Origin of the sequence: Sphingomonas sp. MS122 (genome assembly GCF_049532975.1) — a bacterium.
Lineage (GTDB): Bacteria > Pseudomonadota > Alphaproteobacteria > Sphingomonadales > Sphingomonadaceae > Sphingomonas.
On sequence record NZ_CP186695.1, the window covers coordinates 217,688 to 243,498 of the forward strand.

The 25,811-nt window shown below is 68.5% G+C and carries 24 protein-coding genes; 9 read left to right on the plus strand and 15 right to left on the minus strand.

The window, feature by feature from the left end:
* Positions 1 to 168: 168 nt before the first annotated feature.
* Together ACO227_RS01020 and ACO227_RS01025 are read right to left on the minus strand one after the other, a co-directional pair.
* Entirely contained in the window at positions 169 to 1,146 is a 978-nt protein-coding gene (locus ACO227_RS01020) for a DUF6607 family protein (RefSeq protein ID WP_423604562.1), read from the minus strand.
* Positions 1,147 to 1,169: 23 nt separating this feature from the next.
* A complete protein-coding gene (locus tag ACO227_RS01025) occupies positions 1,170 to 3,329 on the minus strand; it encodes a TonB-dependent hemoglobin/transferrin/lactoferrin family receptor (protein WP_423604563.1) in 2,160 nt (719 codons plus the stop codon).
* 147 nt (positions 3,330 to 3,476) lie between these two features.
* Here ACO227_RS01025 and ACO227_RS01030 point away from each other — a divergent pair, with 147 nt between their 5' ends.
* Both ACO227_RS01030 and dacB read left to right on the plus strand, forming a co-directional pair.
* Positions 3,477 to 4,577, plus strand: coding sequence for a glycosyltransferase family 2 protein (locus ACO227_RS01030; RefSeq protein ID WP_423604564.1), 1,101 nt, complete (start codon positions 3,477 to 3,479; stop codon positions 4,575 to 4,577).
* Between the two features lie 41 nt (positions 4,578 to 4,618).
* Positions 4,619 to 6,013 (plus strand): D-alanyl-D-alanine carboxypeptidase/D-alanyl-D-alanine endopeptidase, encoded by a 1,395-nt coding sequence (gene dacB, locus ACO227_RS01035; protein WP_423607414.1) that lies wholly within the window; start codon positions 4,619 to 4,621, stop codon positions 6,011 to 6,013.
* Positions 6,014 to 6,228: 215 nt separating this feature from the next.
* Here the strand turns inward: dacB and ACO227_RS01040 are convergent, their stop codons facing one another.
* Positions 6,229 to 6,960, minus strand: a complete 732-nt coding sequence (locus tag ACO227_RS01040; protein ID WP_423604565.1) for a class I SAM-dependent methyltransferase — start codon at positions 6,958 to 6,960, stop codon at positions 6,229 to 6,231.
* A 1-nt stretch (position 6,961) separates the two neighbouring features.
* Positions 6,962 to 7,342, minus strand: coding sequence for a GtrA family protein (locus tag ACO227_RS01045; RefSeq protein ID WP_423604566.1), 381 nt, complete (start codon positions 7,340 to 7,342; stop codon positions 6,962 to 6,964).
* A 377-nt stretch (positions 7,343 to 7,719) separates the two neighbouring features.
* Here ACO227_RS01045 and ACO227_RS01050 point away from each other — a divergent pair, with 377 nt between their 5' ends.
* Positions 7,720 to 9,516, plus strand: coding sequence for an AcrB/AcrD/AcrF family protein (locus ACO227_RS01050; protein ID WP_423604568.1), 1,797 nt, complete (start codon positions 7,720 to 7,722; stop codon positions 9,514 to 9,516).
* 284 nt (positions 9,517 to 9,800) lie between these two features.
* Here the strand turns inward: ACO227_RS01050 and ACO227_RS01055 are convergent, their stop codons facing one another.
* Together ACO227_RS01055 and galE are read right to left on the minus strand one after the other, a co-directional pair.
* Positions 9,801 to 10,424, minus strand: coding sequence for a MarC family protein (locus ACO227_RS01055; RefSeq protein ID WP_423604569.1), 624 nt, complete (start codon positions 10,422 to 10,424; stop codon positions 9,801 to 9,803).
* The gene (galE, locus tag ACO227_RS01060; RefSeq protein ID WP_423604571.1) at positions 10,421 to 11,416 is read right to left on the minus strand and encodes a UDP-glucose 4-epimerase GalE; all 996 of its coding nucleotides are present in this window, start codon (positions 11,414 to 11,416) and stop codon (positions 10,421 to 10,423) included. Before galE ends, ACO227_RS01055 begins: the two co-directional genes overlap by 4 nt.
* A gap of 191 nt (positions 11,417 to 11,607) precedes the next feature.
* Here galE and msrA point away from each other — a divergent pair, with 191 nt between their 5' ends.
* Positions 11,608 to 12,153 carry a peptide-methionine (S)-S-oxide reductase MsrA gene (gene msrA, locus ACO227_RS01065; RefSeq protein ID WP_423604573.1) on the plus strand — a complete coding sequence of 182 codons (546 nt, stop codon included), beginning with the start codon at positions 11,608 to 11,610 and terminating at the stop codon, positions 12,151 to 12,153.
* A 16-nt stretch (positions 12,154 to 12,169) separates the two neighbouring features.
* On the opposite strand, the gene aqpZ is transcribed toward msrA, so the two are convergent.
* Together aqpZ and ACO227_RS01075 are read right to left on the minus strand one after the other, a co-directional pair.
* A complete protein-coding gene (aqpZ, locus tag ACO227_RS01070; RefSeq protein ID WP_423604575.1) occupies positions 12,170 to 12,916 on the minus strand; it encodes an aquaporin Z in 747 nt (248 codons plus the stop codon).
* 98 nt (positions 12,917 to 13,014) lie between these two features.
* Positions 13,015 to 13,965 carry an L-threonylcarbamoyladenylate synthase gene (locus tag ACO227_RS01075; RefSeq protein WP_423604576.1) on the minus strand — a complete coding sequence of 317 codons (951 nt, stop codon included), beginning with the start codon at positions 13,963 to 13,965 and terminating at the stop codon, positions 13,015 to 13,017.
* Positions 13,966 to 14,010: 45 nt separating this feature from the next.
* Between ACO227_RS01075 and ACO227_RS01080 the strand changes: the two genes are divergently transcribed.
* Positions 14,011 to 15,717: an acyl-CoA dehydrogenase gene (locus ACO227_RS01080; protein WP_423604578.1), complete on the plus strand. Its 1,707-nt coding sequence runs from the start codon at positions 14,011 to 14,013 to the stop codon at positions 15,715 to 15,717.
* A 123-nt stretch (positions 15,718 to 15,840) separates the two neighbouring features.
* Here ACO227_RS01080 and ACO227_RS01085 read toward each other — a convergent pair whose 3' ends face one another.
* Positions 15,841 to 16,197 carry a GntR family transcriptional regulator gene (locus ACO227_RS01085; protein ID WP_331028131.1) on the minus strand — a complete coding sequence of 119 codons (357 nt, stop codon included), beginning with the start codon at positions 16,195 to 16,197 and terminating at the stop codon, positions 15,841 to 15,843.
* 52 nt (positions 16,198 to 16,249) lie between these two features.
* Entirely contained in the window at positions 16,250 to 16,849 is a 600-nt protein-coding gene (locus ACO227_RS01090) for a nitroreductase family protein (RefSeq protein WP_423604580.1), read from the minus strand.
* A gap of 213 nt (positions 16,850 to 17,062) precedes the next feature.
* Between ACO227_RS01090 and ACO227_RS01095 the strand changes: the two genes are divergently transcribed.
* Positions 17,063 to 18,682: a peptide MFS transporter gene (locus ACO227_RS01095; protein WP_423604581.1), complete on the plus strand. Its 1,620-nt coding sequence runs from the start codon at positions 17,063 to 17,065 to the stop codon at positions 18,680 to 18,682.
* Positions 18,683 to 18,751: 69 nt separating this feature from the next.
* Here the strand turns inward: ACO227_RS01095 and acs are convergent, their stop codons facing one another.
* From acs to phhA, 3 genes are all read right to left on the minus strand, one after another.
* Complete coding sequence (acs, locus tag ACO227_RS01100) at positions 18,752 to 20,689, minus strand: acetate--CoA ligase (protein ID WP_423604583.1); 1,938 nt, start codon at positions 20,687 to 20,689, stop codon at positions 18,752 to 18,754.
* A gap of 69 nt (positions 20,690 to 20,758) precedes the next feature.
* Positions 20,759 to 21,304, minus strand: coding sequence for a DUF6882 domain-containing protein (locus ACO227_RS01105; protein WP_423604585.1), 546 nt, complete (start codon positions 21,302 to 21,304; stop codon positions 20,759 to 20,761).
* 116 nt (positions 21,305 to 21,420) lie between these two features.
* Positions 21,421 to 22,287, minus strand: a complete 867-nt coding sequence (gene phhA / locus ACO227_RS01110) for a phenylalanine 4-monooxygenase (protein WP_423604587.1) — start codon at positions 22,285 to 22,287, stop codon at positions 21,421 to 21,423.
* A gap of 25 nt (positions 22,288 to 22,312) precedes the next feature.
* Here phhA and ACO227_RS01115 point away from each other — a divergent pair, with 25 nt between their 5' ends.
* Positions 22,313 to 23,008: a TIGR02117 family protein gene (locus ACO227_RS01115; protein ID WP_423604589.1), complete on the plus strand. Its 696-nt coding sequence runs from the start codon at positions 22,313 to 22,315 to the stop codon at positions 23,006 to 23,008.
* Positions 22,999 to 23,730 carry an alpha/beta fold hydrolase gene (locus ACO227_RS01120; RefSeq protein WP_423604590.1) on the plus strand — a complete coding sequence of 244 codons (732 nt, stop codon included), beginning with the start codon at positions 22,999 to 23,001 and terminating at the stop codon, positions 23,728 to 23,730. The genes ACO227_RS01115 and ACO227_RS01120 overlap by 10 nt, the downstream gene beginning before the upstream one ends.
* Positions 23,731 to 23,776: 46 nt before the next feature.
* Here the strand turns inward: ACO227_RS01120 and ACO227_RS01125 are convergent, their stop codons facing one another.
* Positions 23,777 to 24,073 carry a hypothetical protein gene (locus ACO227_RS01125; protein ID WP_423604592.1) on the minus strand — a complete coding sequence of 99 codons (297 nt, stop codon included), beginning with the start codon at positions 24,071 to 24,073 and terminating at the stop codon, positions 23,777 to 23,779.
* A 20-nt stretch (positions 24,074 to 24,093) separates the two neighbouring features.
* Positions 24,094 to 25,119: a glycerophosphodiester phosphodiesterase gene (locus ACO227_RS01130; RefSeq protein ID WP_423607416.1), complete on the minus strand. Its 1,026-nt coding sequence runs from the start codon at positions 25,117 to 25,119 to the stop codon at positions 24,094 to 24,096.
* A 111-nt stretch (positions 25,120 to 25,230) separates the two neighbouring features.
* Here ACO227_RS01130 and ACO227_RS01135 point away from each other — a divergent pair, with 111 nt between their 5' ends.
* The gene (locus tag ACO227_RS01135) at positions 25,231 to 25,800 is read left to right on the plus strand and encodes a nucleotidyltransferase family protein (RefSeq protein ID WP_423604594.1); all 570 of its coding nucleotides are present in this window, start codon (positions 25,231 to 25,233) and stop codon (positions 25,798 to 25,800) included.
* Positions 25,801 to 25,811 lie beyond the last annotated feature (11 nt).

A 25,811-nucleotide genomic window follows, 5' to 3' on the forward strand; every position in this document is an offset into this window, starting at 1 on the left:
TGAGTGCCCCTCAGATTGACGTGGGCGGAATGCCCATGCCCGGCCCCATGTCGGCAAAGCGTGACGATCCTGTTGCAGCGCACCACGAAAAGAAGGCCCGCTTCCGGGGGCTGAATCCGGAAGCGGGCCAGGGATCGGCACATGGGGTGCCGGAGGGTCTGATGATATCTAGTTCGCGGCCTTGGTCGCCTGGTCCATCAGCGCCTTGGCGGTCTTGATCCCGTCCGCTTCCCTGGTCTTGCCGCTCCGGATCTCGTCGGCGATGCCGAGCAGGCGGCTGGCGATCACCGTGCCTGCCTCGGCCGCCTCGGTGATACGGATGCCGTTCTTGGCCGCGGCGATGCGGTCCCACTCGCCGCGCACCGCCGCCCAATAGCCCTTGGTCGCCGCCCAATAGTCGTCGGCGGCCTGGACCTTGTAGCCGTCGAACCGGGTGTAGGTATTGAGGACATATTCCTGCACGACCGGCGCGAGCTTGCCGTCGAACTCGCCCATCTTGGTGTTATCCTGCCAATGGATCCAGCCGCCGGGAAAGGCCTGGTGCCGGTTGATCGCATAATAGCGGTCATAGACCGGCCCGCGCACCGCATCGCGGCGAGCGAGCGGACGCCAGGTCCAGTTGGAGCGCCAGCGGCGGATTCCCGCTTCCTCGGTCCACTGGCCCCAGCCGCCATAGCGCGGGCTGTCGTCGACCTGGTACACGGTCTGCGACCAGCGGCCCTTGCGCATCCGCTCGGGCACGTCCTCCCACGTCCAGCTGTCGGGGCCGGAATAGACCAGCACCCTGGCCGGCTCATATTCCCAGTCCTGGCGCCAGTGCTTGATCACCATGTCCTTGCCCTCGTGGCTCACTACCAGCAAATGCTGGAGGCGGATCACGCGGCCGGTATCCTCGATCACCCGCACCGATTCATGCCCACCCGAGACCTTGGACTCGATCGGCGTATAGTCGGCGCGCCACGGGGTCGACTCCTGCATGTCGAACTTGACCTTGTAGTTACCCGCCATCGCCAGGATGTCCTTGCGGTCGGCCTCGAACGACGCCGTCTCTTCGGCCTGCGCGCGCGGTTTGACCGGTCCATCGGCCAGCGCCGGCGCGGCACAGGCGATCAGCGCCGCCCCAGCGACCCACGTCATCGTCTTCATCTGGCTGCCCTCCTTGTTGTCGTTCAGAAGCGGACGCTGACCGAGACGCTGCCGTTGCGGCCCGGCTGGGTGTAGGCGTCCTTGATCGTCGAGCTCGGCGCGAGCCCGCGCACGTCGCTCCACCACGCGTATTTCTCGTCGATCAGGTTGAAGAGCCCGCCGCGCAGGGTGACCATGTCGGCGATCTTCACGAAGGCGGTGACGTCGAGCGTGGTGAAGCCCGGCGGCGTGTATTGGCCGCCGGCGCGGTCGCGCTCCTTCTGCGCGCTGTGCGTCGCGATCACCTGCCCGCCGAAGCGGCCGCCCGGATCGCGCCAGCCGGCGCCGATCACCACCTTGAGCGGGTCGACCGAGAGCAAAGGCGTCTTGGCGCCGGTGGGACCGATCTCGTCGCCGGTCGCGTAGGAAATCGCCAGCCGCCCGGTGAAGCCCGCATCGTTCCACGCTTCGAACCGCGCCTCGGCGCCCTTCACGCGCGCGCGGTCGATGTTGATGAACTGATAGATTGCGGGATCGGCGGGGGTGAAGCTGCCGCTCACCACTTCCTGCGAGATGAAGTCGTCATAATCGACATGGAAGGCGGTGAGGTCGAGCCGGACATTGGTGCCGATGAAGCGCACCCCCGCCTCGAACGCTTCGCTGGTCTCGGGGCGCAGATTGGGGTTGGGGCGCGAGGTATAGCCGAAGGCGAGGTTCTCGAAGAACTGGTTGACCTGGCTCGGCTCGGGCGCCTTGAAGCCCTGCGCATAGTTGGCGAACAGCCGGATTTCCTCGCCCAGCTTCACCACCGCGCCGATCTTGGGCGACACGCGCGAACCGTCCTGCCTGGCCGCGGCGAAGGCCGGGAGCAGCGGATCGTCGTCGGGCGACAAATTGTAGTGATCGAAGCGCAGCGCCGGGTGAAGCGTCACCGGACCCAGCGTGATCTCGCCCGCCGCGAACGCGCCGGCCAGCGTGTAATCGGTCTCGGGGAAGGCGCGGGTCGGAAACACCTCACCCGCGGGCGGGACGGTGCCGTCGCGCAATCCCGCCTGCTGCGTGACGCTGACGTCGCCGCCCAGGATCAGGCGCAGCGGCATCTCCGCGCTGCCGAAATTGAGCCGCACGTCGCCGGCGGCACCATAGATGCGGTTCTCGAAGGTGTTGATGCGCGTGCGATCCACCGCCGGGGTGCGATCCTCGAAGGTGAACTGGCGGTCCTCCGAATCCTGCAGATAGGCGGTCAGCCGGGCCTGCTCGATCCTGCCGTCCCCGGTCCAGGTCCAGTCGAGCGCGGCCCGCCAACGGTGACCGGTATCGGTCGCATCCAGATTGACGACCGTGGCCGAATGGCCGGTCAGCACGTCGGTGAACAAGTGAGTGTCGAGATACTCGCCGGTCAGCCGGATGCGATGCCCGCCGCGCTCATAGACGATCCGGCCGAGCGCCGCGTTCGAGCGGCCGTCCTGGGGATTGGCCTTGGTCCGCGTCGCGCGGTCGCCGCCGACCTCGCCCTGGTTCTCATATTCGTTGAAGTCGCGGCGGGTATAGGCGGCCATCGCCGACCAGTCGCCCGACCGGCCGGCGACGATCAGCGTCTCGCTGAACTCATTGTCCGCCGACGACCATGCCGCACGCGCCCGGCCGCCGATATTCTCGCCCTCGCGCAGGAAGTCCTTGGGATCGGAAGTGATGAAGCTCACCGCGCCGGCCAGGCCGTCGCTGCCATAGAGCGCCGAGGCCGGACCGCGCAGGATCTCGACCGACTTGATGAGGCCGAGATCGACATAGTCGCCGCGCCCCACGCCCTGTGCGCCGAAGCTGAACCCGTCGGGCACGCGCACGCCGTCGACCTGGATCAGCACGCGGTTGCCGCCCATGCCGCGGATGTTGAAGCCTTCATTGCCTGCACGGCCGGTGGTGCCGAGCGCCGCGCCGAAGCGGGTCGGCTGGCGCGTCACGCTGACGCCCGGCTCGAAACGCACCAGTTCCTTGATGTCGGTGACGAGTTCGTCGGCGATCTGCTCCTCGTCGATCACGCTGACCGTCGCCGGCGCATCCTGCGTCGCCAAGGGCGAGCGGGTCGCGGTGACGGTGACGGTGTCGCGCGCCTCGGGGTCGGCCTCGTCCGCCCAGGCCGGCACTCCCGCCAGCATCCCCAGCGCGCTGGCACCCGCCGCCAGCATGACCCGCATCGATTTCATCTTGCCCCTTTCATTTCATGATTGCGACTGACTCGCATTAGCTACGGGCGACTAGGCTTGTTGCGAACCACTGTCAATTGCAGGGCGAAGCCGGCGCATGCAAATCGCGCATGACGTTTCGCCGGCGCCGCGCTAAAGCCGCTCGTCATGCAACGCCCCAAGCTTTCGGTCGTCGTGCCGTGCTACAATGAGGAAGGCTGTCTCGAGCTGCTGCACGGCCGCGTCTCGGCGGCCGTGCGCGCCGCGGTCGGCGAGGATTACGAGATCGTGCTGGTCAATGACGGCTCGCGCGACGGCAGCTGGGCGGTGATGCAGCGCCTCGCCGCCGCGGATCCGCGGCTCGTCGCGATCAACCTCTCGCGCAATCATGGCCACCAGCTCGCGCTCACCGCCGGGCTCGACCTGTGCGCGGGCGAGGAGATCCTGATCATCGACGCGGACCTTCAGGATCCGCCCGAGCTGCTCACCGAGATGCGCGCGACGATGCGCGAGCAGGGCGCCGACGTCGTCTATGCCGTGCGCCGCAAGCGCGAGGGCGAGACCTTCTTCAAGAAGGTCACCGCCGCCTTCTTCTACCGCATGCTCGACCGGATCACCGACACGCCGATCCCGCTCGACACGGGCGATTTCCGGCTGATGACGCGCCGCGCGCTCGACGCGTTCCTGTCGCTGCCCGAGCAGGCGCGCTTCATCCGCGGCATGGTCGCCTGGGTCGGCTTCCGCCAGGTGCCGTTCGTCTATGACCGGCACGAGCGGCACGCCGGCGAGACCAAGTACCCGCTCGCCAAGATGATCCGCTTCGCGCTCGACGCGGTCACCGGCTTCTCGACCGCGCCGCTGCGCTTCGCCAGCCATGCCGGCCTCGCGCTCACCGGCCTGTCGGCACTGCTGTTCCTCTACATCGTCATCGGCTGGCTGCTGGGCAACGCGGTGCAGGGCTGGACCTCGACGATGCTCGTCGTCGTCTTCCTCGGCGCGGTGCAGATGTTCGTGCTCGGCATGATCGGCGAGTATCTCGGCCGGCTCTACGTCGAATCGAAGCGGCGTCCGCTCTACCTCGTTGCCGATGTCGCCGGACCGGTGAAGGGCCATGCCTCGCTCGGCTATCGCTTCGCCGATTCGGGCGAGGTCACCGTCTCGCCGCACGCGCCGGCGCGCCCCGGCCTGTCCGACGCCGCGGCGCCCGTTGCGTCGCCGCTCCCCGTCAAAACCCCGCGCCGCAAGGCCGAGCCGCCGACCCTGCTCTGAAACACGCGCTCGCCCTTCTCGCGCTCACGCTTGCCGCGCCGCTGTCGGCGCAGCAGGCGACGCCGCTCCAGGCCCGCGTCGAGGCCGAGCTCGCCAAGGCCGCGGCCGGGACTCGGTTCGGCCTGGTCGTGACCGACGCGCAGGGCCGCGAGATCGTCGCGGTCAATCCCGACCAGCGCTTCATCCCGGCATCGAACACCAAGATCGTCACCACCGCGGCGGCGTTCGCCACCCTGCCCATGCTCGACCGGCCGGACGTGTCGGGCGGCGCCGCGGTGCGGCTCGACGGACGCGACGTCGTCCTCACCGGCCGGGGCGATGCGCGCCTCTCCAGCGCGCCCGGCTGCACGGCCAACTGCCTGTCGCAGCTCGCCGACGCCATCGCGGCGAGGACGAAGCGCGTGCGCAACGTCACCGGCGACGCGACGCTGTTCCCCGACGAGCGCTGGAGCGCGGGGATGAGTTGGAACAACATCCCCAGCCCCTATGGCACTGCCCTCGGCGCGCTGACGCTCGACGACAACGAGCTGCTCGCGACCGCGACGCCGGGGAAGGAGGGCGCGGCGCCGGGCGTCGTCCATCCCGGCTATCTCGCGATCGACAATCGCGCCGTCACCGTGGCCGCGGGCGGCAAGACCGACCTCAGTATCGACCGGCTGCCCTTCGACCGGACGATCCGCCTGACCGGTACCATCGCCGCCGACGCCAAGCCGCAGCGGATCCGCATGGGGATCGACGACCCTGCCCACTATGCCGCCTGGAGGCTCGCCGCGCTGCTGCGCGAACGCGGGGTCAAGGTTTCGGGCGAGATCGGGTCGCGCTATCGCCCGACGGGCCCGGGCGACGATCCGCGCCAGCGCGCCGGAATGCCCCCGCCCCGGATCGGATTCGGCGCACAGCTCGCCACGCTCACCCCGCCGCCGCTGCTCGACGACATCCGCACGATCAACAAGGACAGCCAGAATCTCCATGCCGAGCTGCTGCTCCGCCGCACCGGGCTGGCGCGCGGCTCCGGCTCGGTCGCCGACGGACAGGTCGAGGTCGAGGCGATGTTCGCCAAGGCCGGCGTGCCGCGCACCGCCTGGGACTTTTCCGACGGGTCGGGCATGTCAACCTACAACCGCATCGCGCCGCGCGGCATGGTCGAGCTATTGGGCTGGATCGCGGCCCAGCCCTGGGGCGCGGCATGGCGCGGAACGCTGCCGATCGGCGGGGTCGACGGCACCCTCGCCCGGCGGTTCAAGGGCACGATCCTGGAGGGCCGCATCTTCGCCAAGACCGGGACGATCAACGCCACCAACGCGCTCGCCGGCTATATGACCGCGAAGAGCGGGAGGACGCTGACGTTCGCGGCCTATGCCAACGACGTGCCCTCCGGCACCGCCGCCACGCCGGCGATGGACTCAGCGCTGGTGGCGATCGCCGAGGCGAACTGACTCACTCGAAAATTGACGAAGTTGACGGAATCGCGGCGTTCCGGAGGCGTGTGCCAGGCACGCGCCTATGCAAATAATATAGTTATTACAGCTCGTTACACGCAAATCAACGCGCGTGAACGGGTAGTTGGGCGGTCGACACTGTCAAGGAGCGCGCCGGAGGTTCCGGCCCGTTCGGCAGAGCAAATCAAATCCAACATTGCAAGGCGCGCCGCTCAGCCCTTCGGCTGCGCCAGCACGATCAGCGACAGGCCCGGCGGCAGCGGCACCCGGCCGACCAGGTGCCGCTCCAGCCCGAAGATCTTCTCGAACAGCGTGTTGATCGGCTTGGCCGGCGGCGAATCGTCGCTGTCGTCCTTGCCGGTGAGCTTGCCCATCAGCCGCGCCGCGACCGCCGCGGGGAAGAGCAGCGAGTTGAACCAGCCGAGCTTGCGCCACTTGAGCCCCGCACGCTCGAGCGCGGCGACCAGCGTCCTCTTGGAATAGCGGCGCTTGTGGTGGTTGACCACGTCGTGCGCGCTCCACATCCACTGGTGCGCGGGGACGGTGATCAGGATCGTGCCGCCGGGCTTCAAGCGCTTCGCCATCGCCTGAAGCGCGGCGACGTCGTCCTCGATATGCTCGACCACGTCGAGCACGGCGATCATGTCATATTGCCCGTCCGCCACGCCCGTCAGCTCGGGCAGCGGCGAACTGCCGACTTCCTTGCCCAGCCGCTTGCTGGCGATGGCGCGCGCGGCGGGATCGATCTCGATCGCGTCGACCTCGCCGAACGCGCCGAGCATCGGCAGATTGTGGCCGGTGCCGCAGCCGATCTCGAGAATGCGCGCGCCCTTGGGCGGGTTCACCTCGCGCGCAATGAAGTCGGCGAGGATGTCGCGGCGCGCCACATACCACCAATGGGTGGAATCATGCTCGGCCATGCGGTCGTAGACGATGCGGTCCATGTCAGCCGAATACCCATTGGCGGTTGAGCGCGAAAGTCGCGAGCGGGGTGATCGTGACGATCGGGATCAGCGGCACCCAGTCGGGATAGTGCAGCAAGTCCGCGATCACCCAGGTGAACAGCGCGTTGAGCAGCAGCCCGAAGCACTGCACGACCAGGAACTTGACGTGCTGCCGCCCGCTCTTGTCGCGGCTGCCATGCCCCTTGAAGCTCCATGACGAGTGCAGGAAAAAGCCGCACGTCACCGCCACGGCGAAGGCGAAGGGCACCGCGGCGACCGCGAGGTTCGGGAACACCCAGGTCACCAGCGGCAGATAGACCGCGGCGTAGATCAGCGTCGAAATTCCACCCGAGATGCCGAAGCGCACGAGCTGGCCCAGCACGCCGCTCCGCTGCAATTCACCGATTCTGTGGATGATCGCCGTCACGCCCGCCTTGCCCTGAAGCCGGGCGCCGCCATAGGGGCCAGACCCGCGAACGGCAATGGCCGTGATTGCCCTGGCTTGCCCGCTGGCAAGGAGCTGCCCGCAGCGCGTAGCGGCGCTACGCGCAAGGGCTGCGACGCAGACCAGCGGGCAAGCCAGGGCAACCGCGAAGCGGCGGGCGGCTTTTGGCGCATGGAAGGCGTCGTTCGTCGGTCACGATGTTTCGGCATCGCTCCCTCCTCACTCCTACCCATGCGCCAAAATCCGCTCCGTCCCGGCCGTTGCCGTTCGCGGGTCTGGCCCCTATTGCGCAACAAGCGGTAGGGGAAGCGGTTTTGACCAAAGGTATCGGTGGCTTCGATCTGGAGCGCGAGCTGGACAAGCACTGGCTGCGCTGGACGCTGCTCGCCTGGGCGGTGATCGCGGCCTGGTATCTGTGGGACCGGTGGGGGCCGATCAACGGGCTCGCGCTCGGCGATACCGACGACAATATGCGGCTGATGCAGGTGCGCGCGCTGCTTGACGGGCAGGGCTGGTACGACCTGCGCCAGTATCGCCTGAGCCCCCCGGGCGGCCTCGACATCCATTGGTCGCGGCTGGTCGACCTGCCGATCGCGGCGCTGATCCTCCTCTTCAAGCCGTTCCTGGGCACGGCGATGGCCGAGAGGCTGGCCTGCGGCATCGCCCCGCTGCTCCCGCTCGGCGTGACGATGGCGGCGCTCGGCCTCACCGTTCGCCGCCTGATCGCGCCGGCCGCCTGGCCGCTGGCGATCATCATCCTGATGGGCTGCACCGCGACGATGCTGATGTTCGTGCCGCTGCGCATCGATCATCATGGCTGGCAGCTCGCCTGCCTCGCGCTCACCGTCGCCGGGCTCGCCGACCCCAGGCGTGCGCGCGGCGGCCTGACGGTCGGCCTCTCGAGCGCCGCCTCGCTGACGATCGGGCTCGAACTGCTGCCCTATTGCGCGATCGCCGGCGCGATCGTGACGCTGCGCTGGGTGTGGGACGGCGGCGAGGTGCGTCGCATGCAGGCCTATGCGCTGAGCCTGGCGGGCGGGAGCACGCTCGGCTTCGCCGTGTTCGCCTCCAACGCCAACTACGCGATGCGCTGCGACGCGCTGACCCCGGTATGGCTGTCGGTGACGATCGCCGCGGGCGTGCCGCTGTTCGCACTCAGCCTGCTCAACCCGGCGAGCCGCGCGGCGCGTCTCGGCCTCGCCGCGGTCGCCGGCGCGGCGATCGCGGGCGGGTTCGCCGGGCTGTTCCCGCAATGCCTGTCGCGCCCCGAGGGCGTGTCGGACGAGCTCTACAACACCTGGCTCAACAATGTCCGCGAGGCGCGGCCGATCTACAAGCACAGCTTCGCCATGGGCTTCCCGATCGCCGTGCTGCCGGTGATCGGGATCATCGGCGCGGCGGTGGCGGCCATGCGCGCGCGCGCGGCCGACCCGCTCGTCGCCTGGGCCGCGATCGGGCTGTTCACCGCCTTCGCCGGGGCGATGCTGCTGTGGCAGATCCGCGCCGGCCCCGCCGCGCAGCTGCTCGCGGTGCCGGGCGCCACCGCGCTCGCCTGGATCGTGGTGCCGTGGTTCCTCGGCCACAAATGGATGCCGGTGCGCATCCTCGGCTCGGTCGCCGCGTTCCTGATCGTCTCGGGCCTGTTCGCCGGATTCGTCGTCAAGTACGTCAAGGTCGACACGCCGCGGCCCAACCGCGCGGTGGTCGCGCGCGCCAATGCGCGGTGCATGAGCGCGGCGGGCATGTCGCTGCTCGACCGCACGCTGCCGCCCTCGACCCTGTTCACCCATGTCGACCTCGGGCCGCGACTGATCGTGATGACGCATCACAAAGGGATCGCCGGCCCCTATCACCGCAACGAGCGCGCGATCCTCGACGTGCACCACGCCTTCACCGGCAAGCCCGAGGCGTTCCGCCCGATCGCCCGCCGCTATGGCGCGCAATATCTGCTGGTCTGCCCCAACATGGCCGAGAGCACAGTGTACCGCGCCCGCGAGCCCAACGGCTTCTACGGCCAGCTCGCCAAGGGCCAGGTGCCGGCATGGCTCGATCCGGTGAAGCTGCCCAGGAACGCGCCCTACAAGCTGTGGCGGATCCGCTACGACCGCTGACCAGCGGTTGACATGGTTGACAGATATACGGGGTTTGGCGGCGGAGGCGCCTGCGAAGCGGCGGGTTCGCGCCCGCGACGCGGCGCCGACGCGGCACCCGCGCGGCGCGGACGCCGCATCCGCGCGGCAGGCACGCGCCGGCAACGCGGCAGCGGCGCGGCACCCGCGCCGTGCCCGCGCGCCTGTCCTTCTACCGGGATCCTGCCGCCGCTCGTCCATCGAACAGGATAGAGCAGGCGAATTCCAACATTTCCAGCGCGTTTTGGGGTGAGCGGCCGTCCCCGCTACAACCCGAAGCTGCGCTTCACTCCGTCGATCACGAACTGGATCGCGAGCGCCGCCAGCAGCACGCCGAGCAGCCGGGTGATGACCGATTCGATCTTGGCGCCGAGCAGCCGCATCAGCGGGCCCGCGGCGAGCAGCGCGACCAGCGTCAGGATCAGCACCAGCGCCAGCGCGCCGAACACCGCCGCGGTCTCCCCCGGCCCCTCGGCGCGCGACACCAGCAGCATCACGGTGGCGATCGAACCGGGGCCGGCGATCATCGGCATGCCCATCGGGAAGACCGAGACGTCCTCGACCTCGGGCGTCTCCATGAGCTTGTGCGCGCGGTCCTCGCGGCGCTCCTGGCGCTTCTCGAACACCATTTCGAGCGCGATGATGAACAGCATGATCCCGCCCGCGATGCGGAAGGCGTTGAGGCTGATGCCGAGCGTCCTGAGCAGCGCCTCCCCCACCAGCGCGAAGACCAGCAGGATCGCGCTGGCGATCAGCACCGCGCGCACCGCCATGCCGCGCTGCTGCACCGGCGGCGCCCCCTTGGTCAGCCCTGCATAGATCGGCGCGCAGCCCGGCGGATCGATCACCACGAACAGCGTCGCAAAGGCGGAGAGGAACAGCTCGATCATGCGCGCTCGGCGAGCTTGCGCTCCCAGGCGAGCGCATCGGTCACGATACGGTCGAGATCGTCATGCTGCGGGCGCCACGGCAGCGCCTCGAGGATCGCGCGATTGTCCGACACCAGCTCGTCGGGGTCGCCCGCGCGGCGGCCCTCGAGGCGGCGCTCGATCTTGACGTTGGTGACGCGGTCGACGGCGTCGAGCACCTCGAGCACCGAATAGCCGCGGCCATAGCCGGCATTGAGGAAATGGCTCTTGCCCGGCTCGGCGACCAGCAGCTCGAGCGCGTCGACATGCGCCGCGGCGAGATCGCTGACATGGATATAGTCGCGCACGCCGGTGCCGTCGCGCGTCGCGAAGTCGGTGCCGAACACGCTGACGCCGTCGCGCTTGCCCGTCGCCGCCTCGACCGCGACCTTGATCAGGTGCGTGGCGCCCGCGGTGCTCTGACCCGAGCGGCCTTGCGGATCGGCGCCGGCGACGTTGAAGTAGCGCAGCGCGGCGAAGTTGAGCGGGTGCGCCGCGGCGACGTCGCGCAGCATGTGCTCGGTCATCAGCTTGGACATGCCGTAGGGGTTGATCGGGAGCTGAGGCGAATCCTCGCGCACCGGCACGACTTCGGGGACGCCGTAGGTCGCGGCGGTCGAGGAGAAGATGAAGTGCCGCACGCCCTCGCGCACCGCGCTCTCGATCAGGCTGCGGCTGGCGGCGGTGTTGTTGCGGTAATATTTGAGCGGATCGCTGACCGATTCCGGCACCACCACCGATCCGGCGAAATGCATGATCGCGACGACACCATGCTCGCGGATCGCGGCGCGCACCTTGTCGTCGTCGGCGACGTTGGCGACGACCAGCGCCGCGCGCGGATCGACCGCCCAGTCGAAGCCGGTGACGAGATTGTCGACCACCACCACGCGCCAGCCCGCGTCGAGCAACGCAAGCACGGCATGGCTCCCGATATAGCCCGCCCCGCCCGTCACCATCACCGTGCCGTCACGCATAAAGCTCGTCCTCTTGGAGGGAAGCGGCACCGGCCCGCTCCCCCGCCCGGCCACCCGTCAAGATACGCTGGCGTGGGTGGCCGGGCGGGGGAGCGGGCCGGTGCCGCCCTGTTTCAGCTCGGCTGAAACAGATACTAGTTGCAGGCCACGCTCAACCCTATCTTGCATCGCGTAGCAAGGAGTTGAAGCGAATGACGACCGAAACCGCAATTTTCGCGGGCGGCTGCTTCTGGTGCGTGGAAGCGGTGTTCAAGGACCTGATCGGCGTCGAGTCGGTCGAGAGCGGCTATATCGGCGGGCACGTCGAGAACCCGACCTACAAGGCGGTTTGCGGCGGCGACACCGGCCATGCCGAGGCGCTGAAGGTCGTCTTCGACCCCGCGCAGATCCGCTATGACGACCTGCTCGACATCTTCTTCGCGACGCACGACCCGACCCAGCTCAACCGCCAGGGCAACGATGTCGGCACGCAGTACCGCTCGGCGATCTTTCCCCAGTCGCCCGAGCAGGAAGCGGCGGCGAAGGCGGGGATCGAGCGCAACGCGAGCGAATGGCCGGCGCCGATCGTCACCACGATCGAGGCCAACGACACCTGGTGGCCGGCCGAGGCCTATCACCAGGACTATTGGGAAGGCGAAGGCCAGCGCAATCCCTATTGCCTGGCGGTGATCCCGCCCAAGCTCAACAAGCTGCGCAAGAGCTTCGCCAACCGGATCAAGGAGGGGGCGGCCGCCTGAGCCGCCCCGACCCAGGCTACTCCTCCGCGGCCGGGAGCGGCCCGCCCTCGACCGGCGGGCGCTTCGCGGCTTTGGCGCCGAGCATCTTGTAGACGAGCCCGCCGATCACCCCGCCGACGATCGGCGCGACCCAGAACAGCCACAATTGCTGGATCGCCCAGCCGCCGACGACCAGCGCCGGCCCGGTGCTGCGCGCTGGGTTGACCGACGTGTTGGTCACGGGGATCGAGATCAGGTGGATCAACGTCAGCGCGAGGCCGATCGCGATCGGCGCGAAGCCCGCCGGCGCGCGGCTGTCGGTCGATCCCATGATGATCAGCAGGAACATCGCGGTCAGCACGACCTCGATGATCAGCGCCGCATACATGCTGAACTTGCCCGGCGAATGATCGCCGAAGCCGTTCGCGGCGAGCCCGCCGGCAAGGTCGTAGCCGCCCGGCGCGCCGCTCGCGATGCAGTAAAGCAGCCAGGCCGCGACCGCCGCGCCGATCACCTGTGCGATGACGTAGAGCAGGATGTCCTTCGCCGCGAAGCGCCCGCCCGCCCACAGGCCGAGCGTCACCGCCGGATTGAGGTGGCAGCCCGAAATATGTCCGATCGAATAGGCCATGGTCAGCACCGTCAGGCCGAAGGCGAACGATACGCCGAGCAGCCCGATCCCGACTTCGGGGAACGCCGCCGCCAGCACCGCGCTGCCGCAGCCGCCAAAGACCAGCCAGAATGTGCCGATCAATTCGGCCAGACCCCGTTGCACATTGGTCATCATGCCTCTCCCACTCTCGTGTTCGAACACTCGCCCGGTACGCGGCGAGGGCGAGACTAGGGGTCGTTGCGCGGGTGTAAAGGCCTAGATTTCCACGACTAGCGGTGCGCGGCGCGGCGCAGCCGGTCGTTGATCGCGATGCCGATGCCCTTGTCGGGGACGGGGGCGACGGCAATCGCGGCGCACCCGGAGGCATCGGCGCGGTGCAGCGAATCGAACAGGTTCGCCGCCGCCTCGACCAGATCGCCGCGGGCGGACAGCGTGTCGTCGCCCGTGACCGGGCCGAAACCGATCAGCCATTCGTCGGCGCAGCGCTCGGTCGCGTCGAGCCGCACCGGCTTGGCCGGGGCATAGTGGCTGGCGAGCTGGCCCGGCGCCTCGATCGCCTCGCTTCCGCCGGAGAGCCAGCGGCCGATCTCGCGCTCGATCGCTTCGGCGGGGATCGGGCCGGGACGCAGCAGCCGCGGATTGCTGCCGAGCGCGACGATGGTCGATTCGATGCCGCCGCTGGTCGGCCCGTCATCGACGATCAACGCGATGCGGCCGTGCAGGCTGGCGGCGACATGGCTCGCCCGCGTCGGGCTGATCGTGCCACTGGCATTGGCCGAGGGTGCGGCGAGCGGCTTGCCCGAGGCGGTCAACAACGCCTGCATCGCGCGATGCTGCGGCACGCGGAGCGCGACGGTGTCGAGACCCGCGGTGACCAGCCCGGCGATCGCGGCGTCGGGGCGGAGCGGCAGCACCAGCGTGAGCGGACCCGGCCAGAAGGCGTCGGCGAGCGCGCGCGCGTCCCGGTCGAACACCGCGATGCGCTCGGCCGCCTGGCGGTCCGCGACATGGACGATCAGCGGGTTGAACGAGGGGCGCCCCTTGGCGGCGTAGATGCCGGCGACCGCCTCGCGATTCGTCGCGTCCGCGGCGAGTCCGTAGACGGTCTCGGTCGGCACCGCGACGCAGCCGCCCGCCGCGATCAGCGCCGCGGCCTCGGCAATCGCCGCCTCGCCGTAGGGTAACGTCCGGGTCTCGAGCGGCGGATTTGGAACGGCCATGTCCGCTGGCTATAGCGGGGGAAAAATGACGGCAAGAGAGGACCGATGAGCTTCACCCCCGCCACCGCCGAGCAGCGCTTCGTGCTGGAGCATGTCGCCGGCATTTCCGAGCTGTCCGAGGCCGCCACCCCCGACCTGGTCGACGCGGTGCTGGAGGGTGCGGGCGCGTTCGCGGCAGGCGAATGGGCGCCGCTCGATCGCACCGGCGACACGGTGGGCGCCAAGTGGACCCCCGAGGGCGTGAGGATGCCCGAGGGCTTTGCCGCGGCGTACAAGGCCTATGTCGAGGGCGGCTGGGGCACGATCGGCTCACCCGAAGCCTATGGTGGCCAGGGCCTGCCCTTCACGCTCGCGACCGCGGTGCTGGAGACGCTCGGCACGGCGAACATGGGCTTCGCGCTGTGCCCGACGCTCAATGTCGGCGCGATCGAGTCGCTGGTCCATCACGGCACGCCCGAGCAGCAGAACCTGTGGCTGCCCAAACTGGCGACCGGCGAATGGACCGGGACGATGAACCTCACCGAGCCGCAGGCAGGCTCGGATGTCGGCGCGCTCAAGACCCGCGCCGAACCGCGCGCCGACGGCAAATGGTCGATCACCGGCACCAAGATCTTCATCAGCTTCGGCGACCACGACATGGCGGACAACATCGTCCACCTCGTCCTTGCCCGCACCCCCGACGCGCCGCCGGGGACCAAGGGCATCTCGCTGTTCCTCGTGCCCAAATACCGGCTGGACGCGCAGGGCAGTCCGGGCGAGTTCAACGATGTCCGCGTCGTCTCGATCGAGCACAAGATGGGGCTGCACGCCTCGCCCACCTGCGTTTTGTCGTTCGGCGACAACGGCGATTGCGTGGGTGAGCTGATCGGGCCCGAGCTCGGCGGGATGCGTGCGATGTTCACGATGATGAACAACGCACGGCTCAATGTCGGGCTGCAGGGGGTGCAGGTGGCCGAGCGCGCGACGCAGCGCGCGGTCGCCTATGCCCGCGAGCGCATCCAGTCGGCGCGGGCCGGCGCGGGCCGCGAGCCGGTGGCGATCATCGAGCATCCCGATGTCCGCCGCATGCTGCTGCGGATGAAGGCGCAGACGATGGCGGCGCGGGCGCTGGTCTATCTCGCCGCGAGCCAGGTCGACCGCGCCAATGCCGGCGACGCCGCGGCCAAGGCGCGGCTCGAGCTGCTCACCCCGCTCGCCAAGGCGCACGGCACCGATCTCGGCAACGAGGTCGCGAGCCTCGGCATCCAGGTGCATGGCGGCATGGGCTATATCGAGGAGACCGGCGCCGCCCAGCATTTCCGCGATGCGCGCATCACCCCGATCTACGAGGGAACCAACGGCATCCAGGCCGCCGACCTGGTCGGCCGCAAGCTCAGCATGGACAATGGCGGCACGCTGCTCGCGCTGACCGCGCGGATGCGGGGCGAGGCACAGGACGCCGGGCTGATCGCGCTGATCGATGCGTGCGAGGAAGTCGGGCGGCACATGCTGGCGAGCGAGATCGACGACCGGCTGGCGGGGAGTTATCCGTTCCTGACGATGCTGTCGGTGGCGGTGTGCGGCTGGCTGATGGAGAAGCAGCGCGGCATCGCGGCGGGCGCGGGGGGCGACCCGGCGTTCCTCGCGATGAAGCAGGCGGCGGCGCGGTTCTACGTCGAGCAGATCGTGCCGGAGGCCGTAGGGCTGAAAGCGTCGGCGCTGGCGAAGGCGGAGGTGCTGTACGCGGTCAGCGCGGAGACGTTCGCCGCCTAGTCACACCCGTCACCCCGGCCTTGTGCCGGGGTCCACCGGGAGACGACGGATAGGCTGGAGGCTCAAAGGCATAGGGCGAGGCACTGTGGATTCCGGCACGAGGCCGGGATGACGTCAAGGACGTCAGGCGATCTCGCGATCCAGCAGCTCGTGCGCGTTCAGCCCCAGCAGCGCGATATGCTCGCGCACCTTGGGCCAGTAGCTGGTGAGGAAGCGGTCGCGCTCGGCGACCTTGAGGCGCTCGACCGCGCCGGGCAGCACGAACATGCCGACCCCGCGACGCACCTCGACATAGCCGTCGTCCTGGAAGCTCTGATAGGCCTTGGCGACGGTCAGCGGGTTGGCGCCATGCTCGGCGGCGAGCGCGCGCACCGACGGCAACTGGTCCCCCGCCCGGTATTCGCCCCGCAGGATCGCCGTGGCGATGCTGGCGCGAAGCTTCAGATAAACCGGGCTGTCTTCATGCTCGAGCGCTGTCATGCTGCCTTAATACAGCATGGGAGCGGAAAGTTCCACCATTAAGAAGGTTTCGTCAGTTACCGTCCGTCGCGGTCCCGGCCCAGGTCGAGGCGACTCGCGCCATGTCCGGCCGCGGCCGCTCGTCGAGTGGCTTGCCCGGGGTGCCGATGAAGACGAATCCCGCGATCCGCTCGGGCGCGGCGCCGAACAGGTCGCGCACGCGGTCGCTATATGCCGCCCAGCCCGTCAGCCAGCTTCCGGCATAGCCGCTGGCGTGCACCGCATGGAGCAGGTTCATCGCCGCGGCGCCCGCCGACAGCTCCTGCTCCCACAATGGGATATGGCTCTCGACCTTGGGCGAGGCGAGCACCACCACCAGCGCGGGCGCCTGGCGCGCGAACTGGTCCATCGCCTCGATCTCCAGGCGCCCGGCCTCGGGTTTCTCGGCGCGATAGGCGTCGATGATGCCCGCCGCGAGGGCATCGCGCGCCGCCGCCGGCACCACCACGAAGCGCCACGGCGCGAGCTTGCCATGGTCGGGGGTGCGCGCGGCAATCTCGAGGATATGTGCGAGCTCGCCGGCATCGGGCGCAGGGGCGACGAGATCGCGCGCCTTGGCCGAACGGCGGGTGGAAAGCAGCGAAAGCGGCGTGGCGCGGTCATTGAAGGTCATGCCGGCCCGTTAGCCGCTTCGCCGCGCGCCGCAAAGGTCCATTGCGAACGATTCGCAACGGGCCAGCCATTCCCGACCGCGGTTTCGATTGTAACAATCATGCTTCACATCTGGGGTTTCGCCGCTAGGGTTCCCTTATCTCTATGCGCCGTTCGGGAGGGCGGCGCCGCATGGCATTAGATAAGGGGTCAAGCCTTGCCGCAATTCAAAGACATGAGCTTATGGGCGGAGGCCGAGTGGATCGCCGTGATCGCCACGGTCCTGCTCTTCGCCTTCCTCGCCGGGGGCGCGCTGATCGCCGCCAGCAAGAAGCCGGAATTCGCGGGCCATCCCAAGGGCCTCTACATGCTGTTCTTCGCCGAGATGTGGGAGCGCTTCTCCTACTACGGCATGCGCGCGATCCTGATCTTCTACCTGACCCAGCACTGGCTGTTCTCGGACGGCAAGTCGAACCTGATCTACGGCGCCTATACCTCGCTGGTCTACATCACCCCCGTGCTCGGCGGCTACCTCGCCGACCGCTATCTCGGCCAGCGCAAGGCGGTGGTGTTCGGCGGCCTGCTGCTCGCAGCGGGGCATACGCTGATGGCGGTCGAGGGCACCGGCGGGCAGAATGACCCGACGATCAACGTCTTCTGGCTCGCGCTCGCCTTCATCATCGTCGGCTCGGGCTTCCTGAAGGCCAACATCTCGGTGATGGTCGGCCAGCTCTACAACCTGACCGACACGCGCCGCGACGCGGCCTATACGATCTTCTACATGGGCATCAACGTGGGCGCCGCGCTCGGCACCATCCTGGTCGCCTATCTCGGGCAGACGATCGGCTGGGGCTTCGGCTTCGGCCTCGCCGGCATCGGCATGCTCGCGGGCCTGATCGTGTTCGTCCTCGGCAAGGCCTCGCTCCACGGCGCGGGCGAGGCGCCGGCGCCGCTGTCGCGCTCGCGCGAATGGGTGCTCTATGGGGTGGGCTTCGCCTCGATCGCGGTGATCTGGGCGCTGGTCCAGTATCAGGACGTGATCCAGACGCTGCTCGCCATCTCCGGCGTCGCGCTGCTCGGCTACGTCCTCTACGAGAGCTTCAAGCTGCCCAAGGAACCGCGCGAGCGCATGTTCGCGATCCTGTTCCTGATCTCCCTGAACCCGATCTTCTGGGGCCTGTTCGAGCAGGCGGGCGGATCGATGAACCTGTTCACCGACGAGTTCGTCGACCGCGGCGGGGTGCCGGCGGGCATCTTCCAGTCGATCAACCCGATCTACATCATCCTGCTCGCGCCGCTGTTCGCGGGGCTGTGGCAGTTCCTCGGCAAGCGCGGGCTGGAGCCGTCGGCGCCGGCCAAGTTCGGCCTCGCCCTGCTGCAGATGGGCTTCGCCAACCTCGTGCTGGTGTGGGGCGCGCACGCCTGGGGCATCGCGGCGATGACCCCGGTGTTCCTGGTCTTCGCCTATTATTTCTTCGCGACCACCGCGGAGCTCTGCCTCTCGCCCGTCGGCCTGTCGGCAATGAACCGGCTCGCGCCCAAGTTCCTCGCCTCGCTCATCATGGGCGCGTGGTTCTACATGACCGCGGTCGGCAATTTCGTCGCGGGCAAGATCGGCGAGGCGACCGGCGGCCATGACGGGCAGATGACCAAGGACGGGCTGCTCGACATCTACGACCTGTTCGGCTGGATCGCGATCGGCGTGGGCGTGGGCGTGCTGGTGCTCAGCCCGCTCGTGAAGCGCTGGATGCACCTCGACACGCTGAAGGACGACCGGGACCTGGCTGGCGAGCCGGAACTGGCCGAGAACCAGGCGGCGGGCATGCGTCCGGATCTCGAGACCAAGCCGGTCTGAGGAACGGCACGACGGAAACAGGGCGCGGGGATCACGCCCCGCGCCCTTTTTCATGTCTGCGATGGCGGGTCAGGAAACCCGGTTCGCGACCAGATCGTCGACCACCGCCGGATCGGCGAGCGTCGACGTATCGCCGAGCGACGACACGTCGCCCTCGGCGATCTTGCGCAGGATGCGGCGCATGATCTTGCCAGAGCGCGTCTTGGGCAGGCCCGGGGCGAACTGCACCGCGTCGGGCGTCGCGATCGGGCCGATCTCGGTGCGCACCCACTTCACCAGCTCGGCACGCAGCGCATCGTCCGCCGTTTCGCCGGCGTTGAGCGTGACATAGGCGTAGATGCCCTGCCCCTTCACGTCGTGCGGCATGCCGACCACCGCCGCCTCGGCGACCTTGGGATGGAGCACCAGTGCGCTCTCGACCTCGGCGGTGCCCATGCGGTGGCCGGAGACGTTGATCACGTCGTCGACGCGGCCGGTGATCCAGTAATAGCCGTCCTCGTCGCGACGGCAGCCGTCGCCGGTGAAGTACTTCCCCGGATAGGTGGTGAAATAGGTCTGGAAGAAGCGCTCGTGATCGCCCCACACGGTGCGCATCTGCCCCGGCCAGCTGCGCGCGATGACGAGGTTGCCCTCGGTCGCGCCCGGAAGCACCGCGCCCTCGCTGTCGACCAGCTGCGGGTCGACGCCGGGCATCGGCTTGGTCGCGGAGCCGGGCTTCAGGTTGGTCGCGCCCGGCATCGGCGCGATCATCGCGCCGCCGGTCTCGGTCTGCCACCAGGTGTCGATGATCGGGCAGCGGCCCTCGCCCACCACCTCGTGATACCAGCGCCACGCCTCGGGATTGATCGGCTCGCCGACGGTGCCGAGCAGCTTCAGCGACTTGCGCGAGGTCTTGGCGACGAACTCGTCGCCGTCCTTCATCAGCGCGCGCAGCGCGGTCGGCGCGGTGAAGATGGTGTGGACGTCGTGGCGGTCGACGACCTGCCAGATACGGCTGGCGTCGGGCCAGTTGGGCAGACCCTCGTACATCAGCGTCGTCGCGCCGTTCGCGAGCGGGCCGTAGAGGATGTAGCTGTGCCCGGTGACCCAGCCGATGTCGGCCGCGCACCACCACACGTCGCCGGGGCGATAGTCGAAGCACAATTCGTGCGTCAGGCTCGCCCACAGCAGATAGCCGCCGCTGCTGTGGAGCACGCCCTTGGGCTTGCCGGTCGAACCCGAGGTGTAGAGGATGAACAGCGGGTCCTCGGCGTTCATCGCCTCGGCCGGGCAGTCGGCGGAGACGCTCGCCGCCGCCTCGTGATACCAGACGTCGCGGCCTTCGGTCATCGCCACGTCGCCGCCGGTCGCCTTGACCACGATCACCGTCTCGAGCGCGGGCGCGCGCTTCGCGGCCTCGTCGACATTGGCCTTGAGCGCGATGCGCTTGCCGCCGCGCCGCCCCTCGTCGGCGGTGACGACCACGGTGGAATCGCAATCGGTGATGCGCCCGGCCAGCGCCTCGGGCGAGAAGCCGCCGAACACCACCGAGTGGATCGCGCCGATCCGCGCGCAGGCGAGGATCGCGAACGCCGCCTCGGGGATCATCGGCATGTAGATGGTGACGCGGTCGCCGCGCGCGACGCCCTTCGCCTTCAGCACATTGGCGAAGCGGCAGACCTGCTGGTGCAGCTCGAGATAGGTGAAGCGGCGCGGTTCCTCGGCGGGATCGTCGGGCTCCCAGATGATCGCGATATCGCCGCCGCGGCTCGCCAGGTGGCGGTCGATGCAGTTGGCGGCGACGTTGAGCTTGCCGTCGGCGAACCAGTTGATCCGGAAATCCGCCTCGTCGAACGACCAGTCGCCGGCCAGTTCCGGCCGCTTGATCCAATCGAGCCGCTTGGCCTGTTCGAGCCAGAAGCTGCCCGGATCGGCCAGCGAGCGCCCGTAGAGCCGCTCATAGCCCGCCGCATCGTAACGCGCGTTCCGTGCCCATTCCGCGGGAACGGGGTAGATCTCGCCGGTCATCGCGTCTCCTTTCGGGCGCGAGCTGTAGTTTCCGGGCTTGGAAAGGGCAACGCCGTTGCCGAAACGACCTTATGGTTTGGCGATCTCGATTTCGCCGAACGTCATGAATACCATCGCCGGTCCGGCCGGCCCGCGATAGGCGCCATTCGCGCCGGCAAGGTGCGCAGCGAGCGCGGTGAAGCTCCACGCGTCCTCCTCGGTCGCCTCGATCTGGCGTGTGGTCAGTGCCGCGAGACCCTGCGTCGTGCCGAAGGCGTGGACCAGCTTCGCATGCGCGCGGGCGAGCTCCGGCGCGGAAGGATGGTCCCACCCCCACAGCCAGGTGCCCTTGTCGGGCACCAGCGTGCCGACAAGCTGCACCGGCGCGGTGATCACCCAGCCTTGCGGGTTGCGGAAGGTGATGACCCCCGCCTCCAGATCGACCTCCCAGCTGCTCTCGCCAGCGCGCCAACTGCCGTCATGCGCCGCGGTCTTGAGGCGAAGCTCTTCCTCCGCGCGGGCGAAGACCGCGTCGATCGCCGCGTCAGGCAGCTTCGAAGGATAGCTGTTGCCCTTTGCTATCTTGGCATTGGCCGTGGCGCCACGGCCAAGCAACTTGTCGAAGAATCCCGCCATCACCAGTCCTCCCGCCGTCGTCAGCAAGGCCCGACGCCCCTGTCCAATTCCAGCCATCGTCGAATCCTCCCCCGACTGGATGCTAGCGATCAGCAGGAGGTCAGGGCAACCGAGGATCAAGCTTTCGACCGGGCATATTCCTGCGTTCCGCGCGTGATCACCCGGTCACCCTCGACGATCTCGGCGATCGGGATGTCGGGCTGTGCCAGGATCTCGGCGTAGAGCGGCGCGAAGTCGCTCTCGACGGTGACGCGGAGCAGTTCCTCGAAGCTCGGGATGACGAAATAGTTCTGCTGGAAATCGTCGATGCGATACTCCGTGCGCATCACCCGCTTCAAGTCGAAGCCGATGCGGTTGGGGCTGTCGCTGTCGAGCGCGAAGCGGCTTTCGCCGAAGCTCGATACGATGCCCGAGCCGTAGATGCGCAGCCCCTCGGCCTCCTCGATCAGGCCGAACTCGACCGTGTACCAGTAGAGGCGCGAGAGCTGCTTGAGCGCGCCGAACTCCATCGCGCGCTGCCCGCCGCGGCCATAGGCCTCCATATAGTCGGCGAACACCGGGTCGGCGAGCATCGGGACATGGCCGAACACGTCGTGAAACACGTCGGGTTCCTGGAGATAGTCGAGCTGGTCGGGCCGGCGGATGAAGTTCCCCGCGACGAAACGGCGATTGGCCATATGGTCGAAGAACACCTCGTCGGGCACCAGGCCCGGCACGGCGACCACCTGCCAGCCGGTGAGCTTCATCAGCCGTTCCGACAGCTCCTCGAAATTGGGGATGCCCGATTCGGACAGCTTGAGCAGCTCGAGACCATGAAGGTAGGCCTTGGACGCCCGGCCGGGCAGCAGCTTGATCTGGCGCTCGAACAGCGTGTCCCACACGGCATGTTCCTCGGCCGTGAAGGCATTCCAGTCCTGCGGAATCGTCCAGTCGGCCGCCGCACCCTCGGGCGGGCGGTCGAGGACATGGGTTTCACTTGTCATGCGCTCCTCATAACATGCGCGTCGCATGGACGGAAACACGCGGGGACATCGGGCAAGAAGGACGCTGCGCTGGCTGTTGCGCGGCTTGGCGGCGGTGGCCGTGCTGCTGCTCGGCTATGGCGGCGCGGGATGGATCGGCGGGCTGGTTCCGGCAAACGGCGGATGGCAAGAGCCTGCGCAGGGCATCCGCATCTATGTCGAGGACAATGGCATCCATACCGGCATCGTCCTGCCGGTGCGCGCGGCGGGGGTGGATTGGAGCGGGCTGGTGCGCGGCGAGGACCTGCGCGACCCGCGCTTCGCCGGCCATGGCTGGCGCAGCTTCGGCTGGGGCGACCGCGACTTCTATCTCAACACGCCGACCTGGTCCGAGCTGCGCCCGGGCCGGGTGCTCAAGGCCGCGGTCGGCAGCCGTGACACGCTGATGCATGTCGACTTCATCCCCGAGCCGAGCGAGGGCCCCAACGTCCGCGCGATCGTGCTCCGGCCCGAGGAATATCGCCGCCTCGCCGCCTTCATCCGCGCGAGCTTCCGTACCGGAACGGACGGACGCGCGGCGCATTATCCGGGCTATGGCAGCTACGACGCCTTCTACGAGGGGACCGGCACCTACAGCGCGGTGCGCACCTGCAACGCCTGGACCGGCGAAGCATTCCGCGCGGCGGGGGTGAAAATGGGAATCTGGACCCCATTTCCGATGACGGTGATGCGATGGCTCTGAATCTCGACGCAAAGGCCCCGCCCAAGACGGCGCTGTTCGCCGAATGGCCCCGCGCGGCGTGGAGCCTCGGCTCGCTGCCCTTCGCCTGGCCAGAGCTCATGCAGGCGCCGCGCGGCGACGGGCGGCCCGTGCTGACGCTGCCGGGCCTGGTCAACAGCGACCTCTCCAACATCGTGATGCGCCGCTATCTCGATGCGCTCGGCTATCGCGCCTATCGCTGGGAGCTGGGGCGCAATTTCGGGCCGCGCGCGATCGGCACCGAGGGCGAGCGGCTGTTCGAACGCATCGCCGCGATCCATGCGGAGACCGGCGAGAAGGTGACACTGGTCGGGGTGAGCCTGGGCGGGATCATGGCCCGCGTCGCGGCGCACCGCCATCCCGAGCTGGTGCGCGAGGTGATCACCGTGAGCTCGCCCTTCGCCGGCCTGCCTACCGCGACCAATGTCTGGCGCGTGTTCGAGCTGGTCTCGGGCCAGCGCGCCGACGATCCCGCGGTGCGCGCGTTCCTGGAGGAAGCGGCGACGCCCCTTCCCGTCCCGGCCACGGCGATCTGGAGCCGCACCGACGGGCTGGTCAATGGCGAGGTCTGCCACGAGGAAGGGGGCGAGGATGCCGCGCATGGGGCGCGGTCGATCGAAGTCCGCAGCAGCCACCTGTGGGTGCAGATGAAGCCCGAGGTGCTGCGCGCCATCGCCGAGACGCTGGGACGCGACGCTAGCTGATCCTAGGAAATATTCCTCCCCCGGGAGGGAGAGGAATTGTAGCTTCTTAGTCCTCGTCCCCCTCGGGATCGCCAGCGCGATAGCCCTGATAGGGGCCGCAATTGTCGGGGTCCTTGCGGCACGCCTCTTCGTGCTTCTTGCGCTCGCGGCCTTCGCGGGCCTCCTGCTTGCGCAGCTTGCGCCCGGCGTTGCGGTCGGCTTCGTCCTGGCTGGTGGTCGCCCAGTCGGCGGTCTGTCCCGCCGCCTTGACCGGCAGCGTGACGACGTCGAACGCGGTCTTGGCGATGCAGCCCCCCGCCAGCAGCGGCAGCGCCGCGACGCCCAACACAAAACCCTTGCGCATCGCGCCTGTCTCCCGGTGGATCAGCGGGAATGCCGATCGCGTGCCTGAACCCCGTGATAAGGATAATCGGTGAAGAAACCATCCACCCCTGCGGCGAGATGGCGTGAAATCTCTTCCTCCAGCCGCCCATGTCCGGCGGGATTGATGCCCGAGCGCAATCCCGCGGGAAGGAAGAAATTCTCGGCGCGGAAGGTCCAGGGATGGACCCGGAGCCCCGCGGCATGCGCATCGGCGACCAGTGGCGTGACGGTGCCGTCGTTCTTCACCACCAGCGACTTGTTCGGTCCGATCCCCGCGGCATAGGTCGCGATTTCCTTGAGGCCCGCGGACGTGATCATCGCCGCATAGCTCGACCGAGCCTCGTCCGCGGGACCGCCTTCGGCGTCGAGCAGCTGGATCAGCCGGATTTTGGTCTGCTTGTGGAGGGCCTTGAGGTTGTTCACCTCGAACGACTGGATGAACACCGGCGCGTCGGCGCGATCCCAGCCCGCCGCCTTGAGCTCGGCGAGCAGCTTCGCCTCCATCGGCAGGCCGATCGAGGCGAAATAGCTCGGATGCTTGGTCTCGGGATAGATGCCCACCGGGCGCCCCCGCGTCGCCGCGGCGGACTTGGCCAGCGCGATCACCTCGCGCAGCGTCGGCACCTCGAACTGGCCGTCATATCGGGTGTTGCCGCGGCGGAGCATCGGCAGCCGCTCCTTTGCCCGCAGCGTCTTGAGCTCGGCCAGGGTGAAATCCTCGGTGAACCAGCCGGTATATTTGACGCCGTCGATCGTCTTGGTCGCCTTGCGGTCCCTGAACTCGGCGCGCGAGGCGACGTCGGTCGTCTCGGCGATGTTGTTCTCGTGCCGCGCGACGAGTTCGCCGTCCCTGGTCATCACCAGGTCGGGCTCGATGAAGTCGGCGCCCTGCTCGATCGCGAGGGTGTAGGCGGCCAGCGTATGCTCGGGCCGTTCGCCGCTGGCGCCGCGGTGGGCGATGACGATCGGTTTGGCGGCTGGCATGATCGCATCCTTTGCAGCGGCGGGAGCCGCGACAATAATCATCGCAAGCGCCGCTCGCCACATGCCCGCCATCGCCCTATCTCCTTCGAAACGCTCGGATCGGCTAGTCGATTCGGATGACAGCATTGAGGCACGTCAAGGTGAGGAAGCTCCATGATCCAGGCTGAACGCGTGGCGCTCGTGCTGCTCGCGGCTGGCCGGTCCGAGCGGTTCGGCGGCGACAAGCTGATCCAGCTCTATCTCGGCCGCCCGGTGGGACTGCACGTCGTGGTGGCGCTCGAGGCGGTACCCTTCCGCGAGCGGATCGCGGTGGTGTCGGAGACCAAGCTGGACCTTGCCGGGTGCGGCTATCGCATCGTCCATAATGACGACCCCGCGGCGGGGATGAGCCGCTCGCTGCGGCTGGGAGTCGAAGCGGCGTGCGAGAGCGGTGCCGACGCCGTCCTGATCGCGCTCGCCGACATGCCCAAGGTCACCGCCACGCACATCTACCGCCTGCTCGACCGGGCCGAGGGACCCGACGCGATCGTGGCGTCGAGCGATGGCGAAGTCCCGCGCCCGCCGGTGCTGTTCGGGTGCAGTCACTATGACGAGCTGCTCCGCGCCGAGGGCGACATGGGCGCACGCCAGCTGGTCAGGCACGGTCATCATGTCGTGACCTCACCCGCCGAGCTGGTCGATATCGACACGGTCGAGGATCTGGACCGGCTGATCCACGGCTAGCCGCGCGCCGC

Coding starts and splice junctions, on each gene's coding strand:
- galE (WP_423604571.1), bottom strand. CDS start 11,416: ATGCGTGACGGCACGGTGATGGTGACGGGCGGGGCGGGCTATATCGGG.
- msrA (WP_423604573.1), top strand. CDS start 11,608: ATGACGACCGAAACCGCAATTTTCGCGGGCGGCTGCTTCTGGTGCGTG.
- ACO227_RS01030 (WP_423604564.1), top strand. CDS start 3,477: ATGCAACGCCCCAAGCTTTCGGTCGTCGTGCCGTGCTACAATGAGGAA.
- ACO227_RS01020 (WP_423604562.1), bottom strand. CDS start 1,146: ATGAAGACGATGACGTGGGTCGCTGGGGCGGCGCTGATCGCCTGTGCC.
- ACO227_RS01120 (WP_423604590.1), top strand. CDS start 22,999: ATGGCTCTGAATCTCGACGCAAAGGCCCCGCCCAAGACGGCGCTGTTC.
- ACO227_RS01095 (WP_423604581.1), top strand. CDS start 17,063: ATGAGCTTATGGGCGGAGGCCGAGTGGATCGCCGTGATCGCCACGGTC.
- ACO227_RS01085 (WP_331028131.1), bottom strand. CDS start 16,197: ATGACAGCGCTCGAGCATGAAGACAGCCCGGTTTATCTGAAGCTTCGC.
- ACO227_RS01075 (WP_423604576.1), bottom strand. CDS start 13,965: ATGGCCGTTCCAAATCCGCCGCTCGAGACCCGGACGTTACCCTACGGC.
- ACO227_RS01055 (WP_423604569.1), bottom strand. CDS start 10,424: ATGATCGAGCTGTTCCTCTCCGCCTTTGCGACGCTGTTCGTGGTGATC.
- ACO227_RS01025 (WP_423604563.1), bottom strand. CDS start 3,329: ATGAAATCGATGCGGGTCATGCTGGCGGCGGGTGCCAGCGCGCTGGGG.
- ACO227_RS01125 (WP_423604592.1), bottom strand. CDS start 24,073: ATGCGCAAGGGTTTTGTGTTGGGCGTCGCGGCGCTGCCGCTGCTGGCG.
- ACO227_RS01105 (WP_423604585.1), bottom strand. CDS start 21,304: ATGGCGGGATTCTTCGACAAGTTGCTTGGCCGTGGCGCCACGGCCAAT.
- ACO227_RS01115 (WP_423604589.1), top strand. CDS start 22,313: ATGGACGGAAACACGCGGGGACATCGGGCAAGAAGGACGCTGCGCTGG.
- aqpZ (WP_423604575.1), bottom strand. CDS start 12,916: ATGACCAATGTGCAACGGGGTCTGGCCGAATTGATCGGCACATTCTGG.
- ACO227_RS01080 (WP_423604578.1), top strand. CDS start 14,011: ATGAGCTTCACCCCCGCCACCGCCGAGCAGCGCTTCGTGCTGGAGCAT.
- ACO227_RS01130 (WP_423607416.1), bottom strand. CDS start 25,119: ATGATTATTGTCGCGGCTCCCGCCGCTGCAAAGGATGCGATCATGCCA.
- ACO227_RS01040 (WP_423604565.1), bottom strand. CDS start 6,960: ATGGACCGCATCGTCTACGACCGCATGGCCGAGCATGATTCCACCCAT.
- phhA (WP_423604587.1), bottom strand. CDS start 22,287: ATGACAAGTGAAACCCATGTCCTCGACCGCCCGCCCGAGGGTGCGGCG.
- ACO227_RS01135 (WP_423604594.1), top strand. CDS start 25,231: ATGATCCAGGCTGAACGCGTGGCGCTCGTGCTGCTCGCGGCTGGCCGG.
- ACO227_RS01090 (WP_423604580.1), bottom strand. CDS start 16,849: ATGACCTTCAATGACCGCGCCACGCCGCTTTCGCTGCTTTCCACCCGC.
- acs (WP_423604583.1), bottom strand. CDS start 20,689: ATGACCGGCGAGATCTACCCCGTTCCCGCGGAATGGGCACGGAACGCG.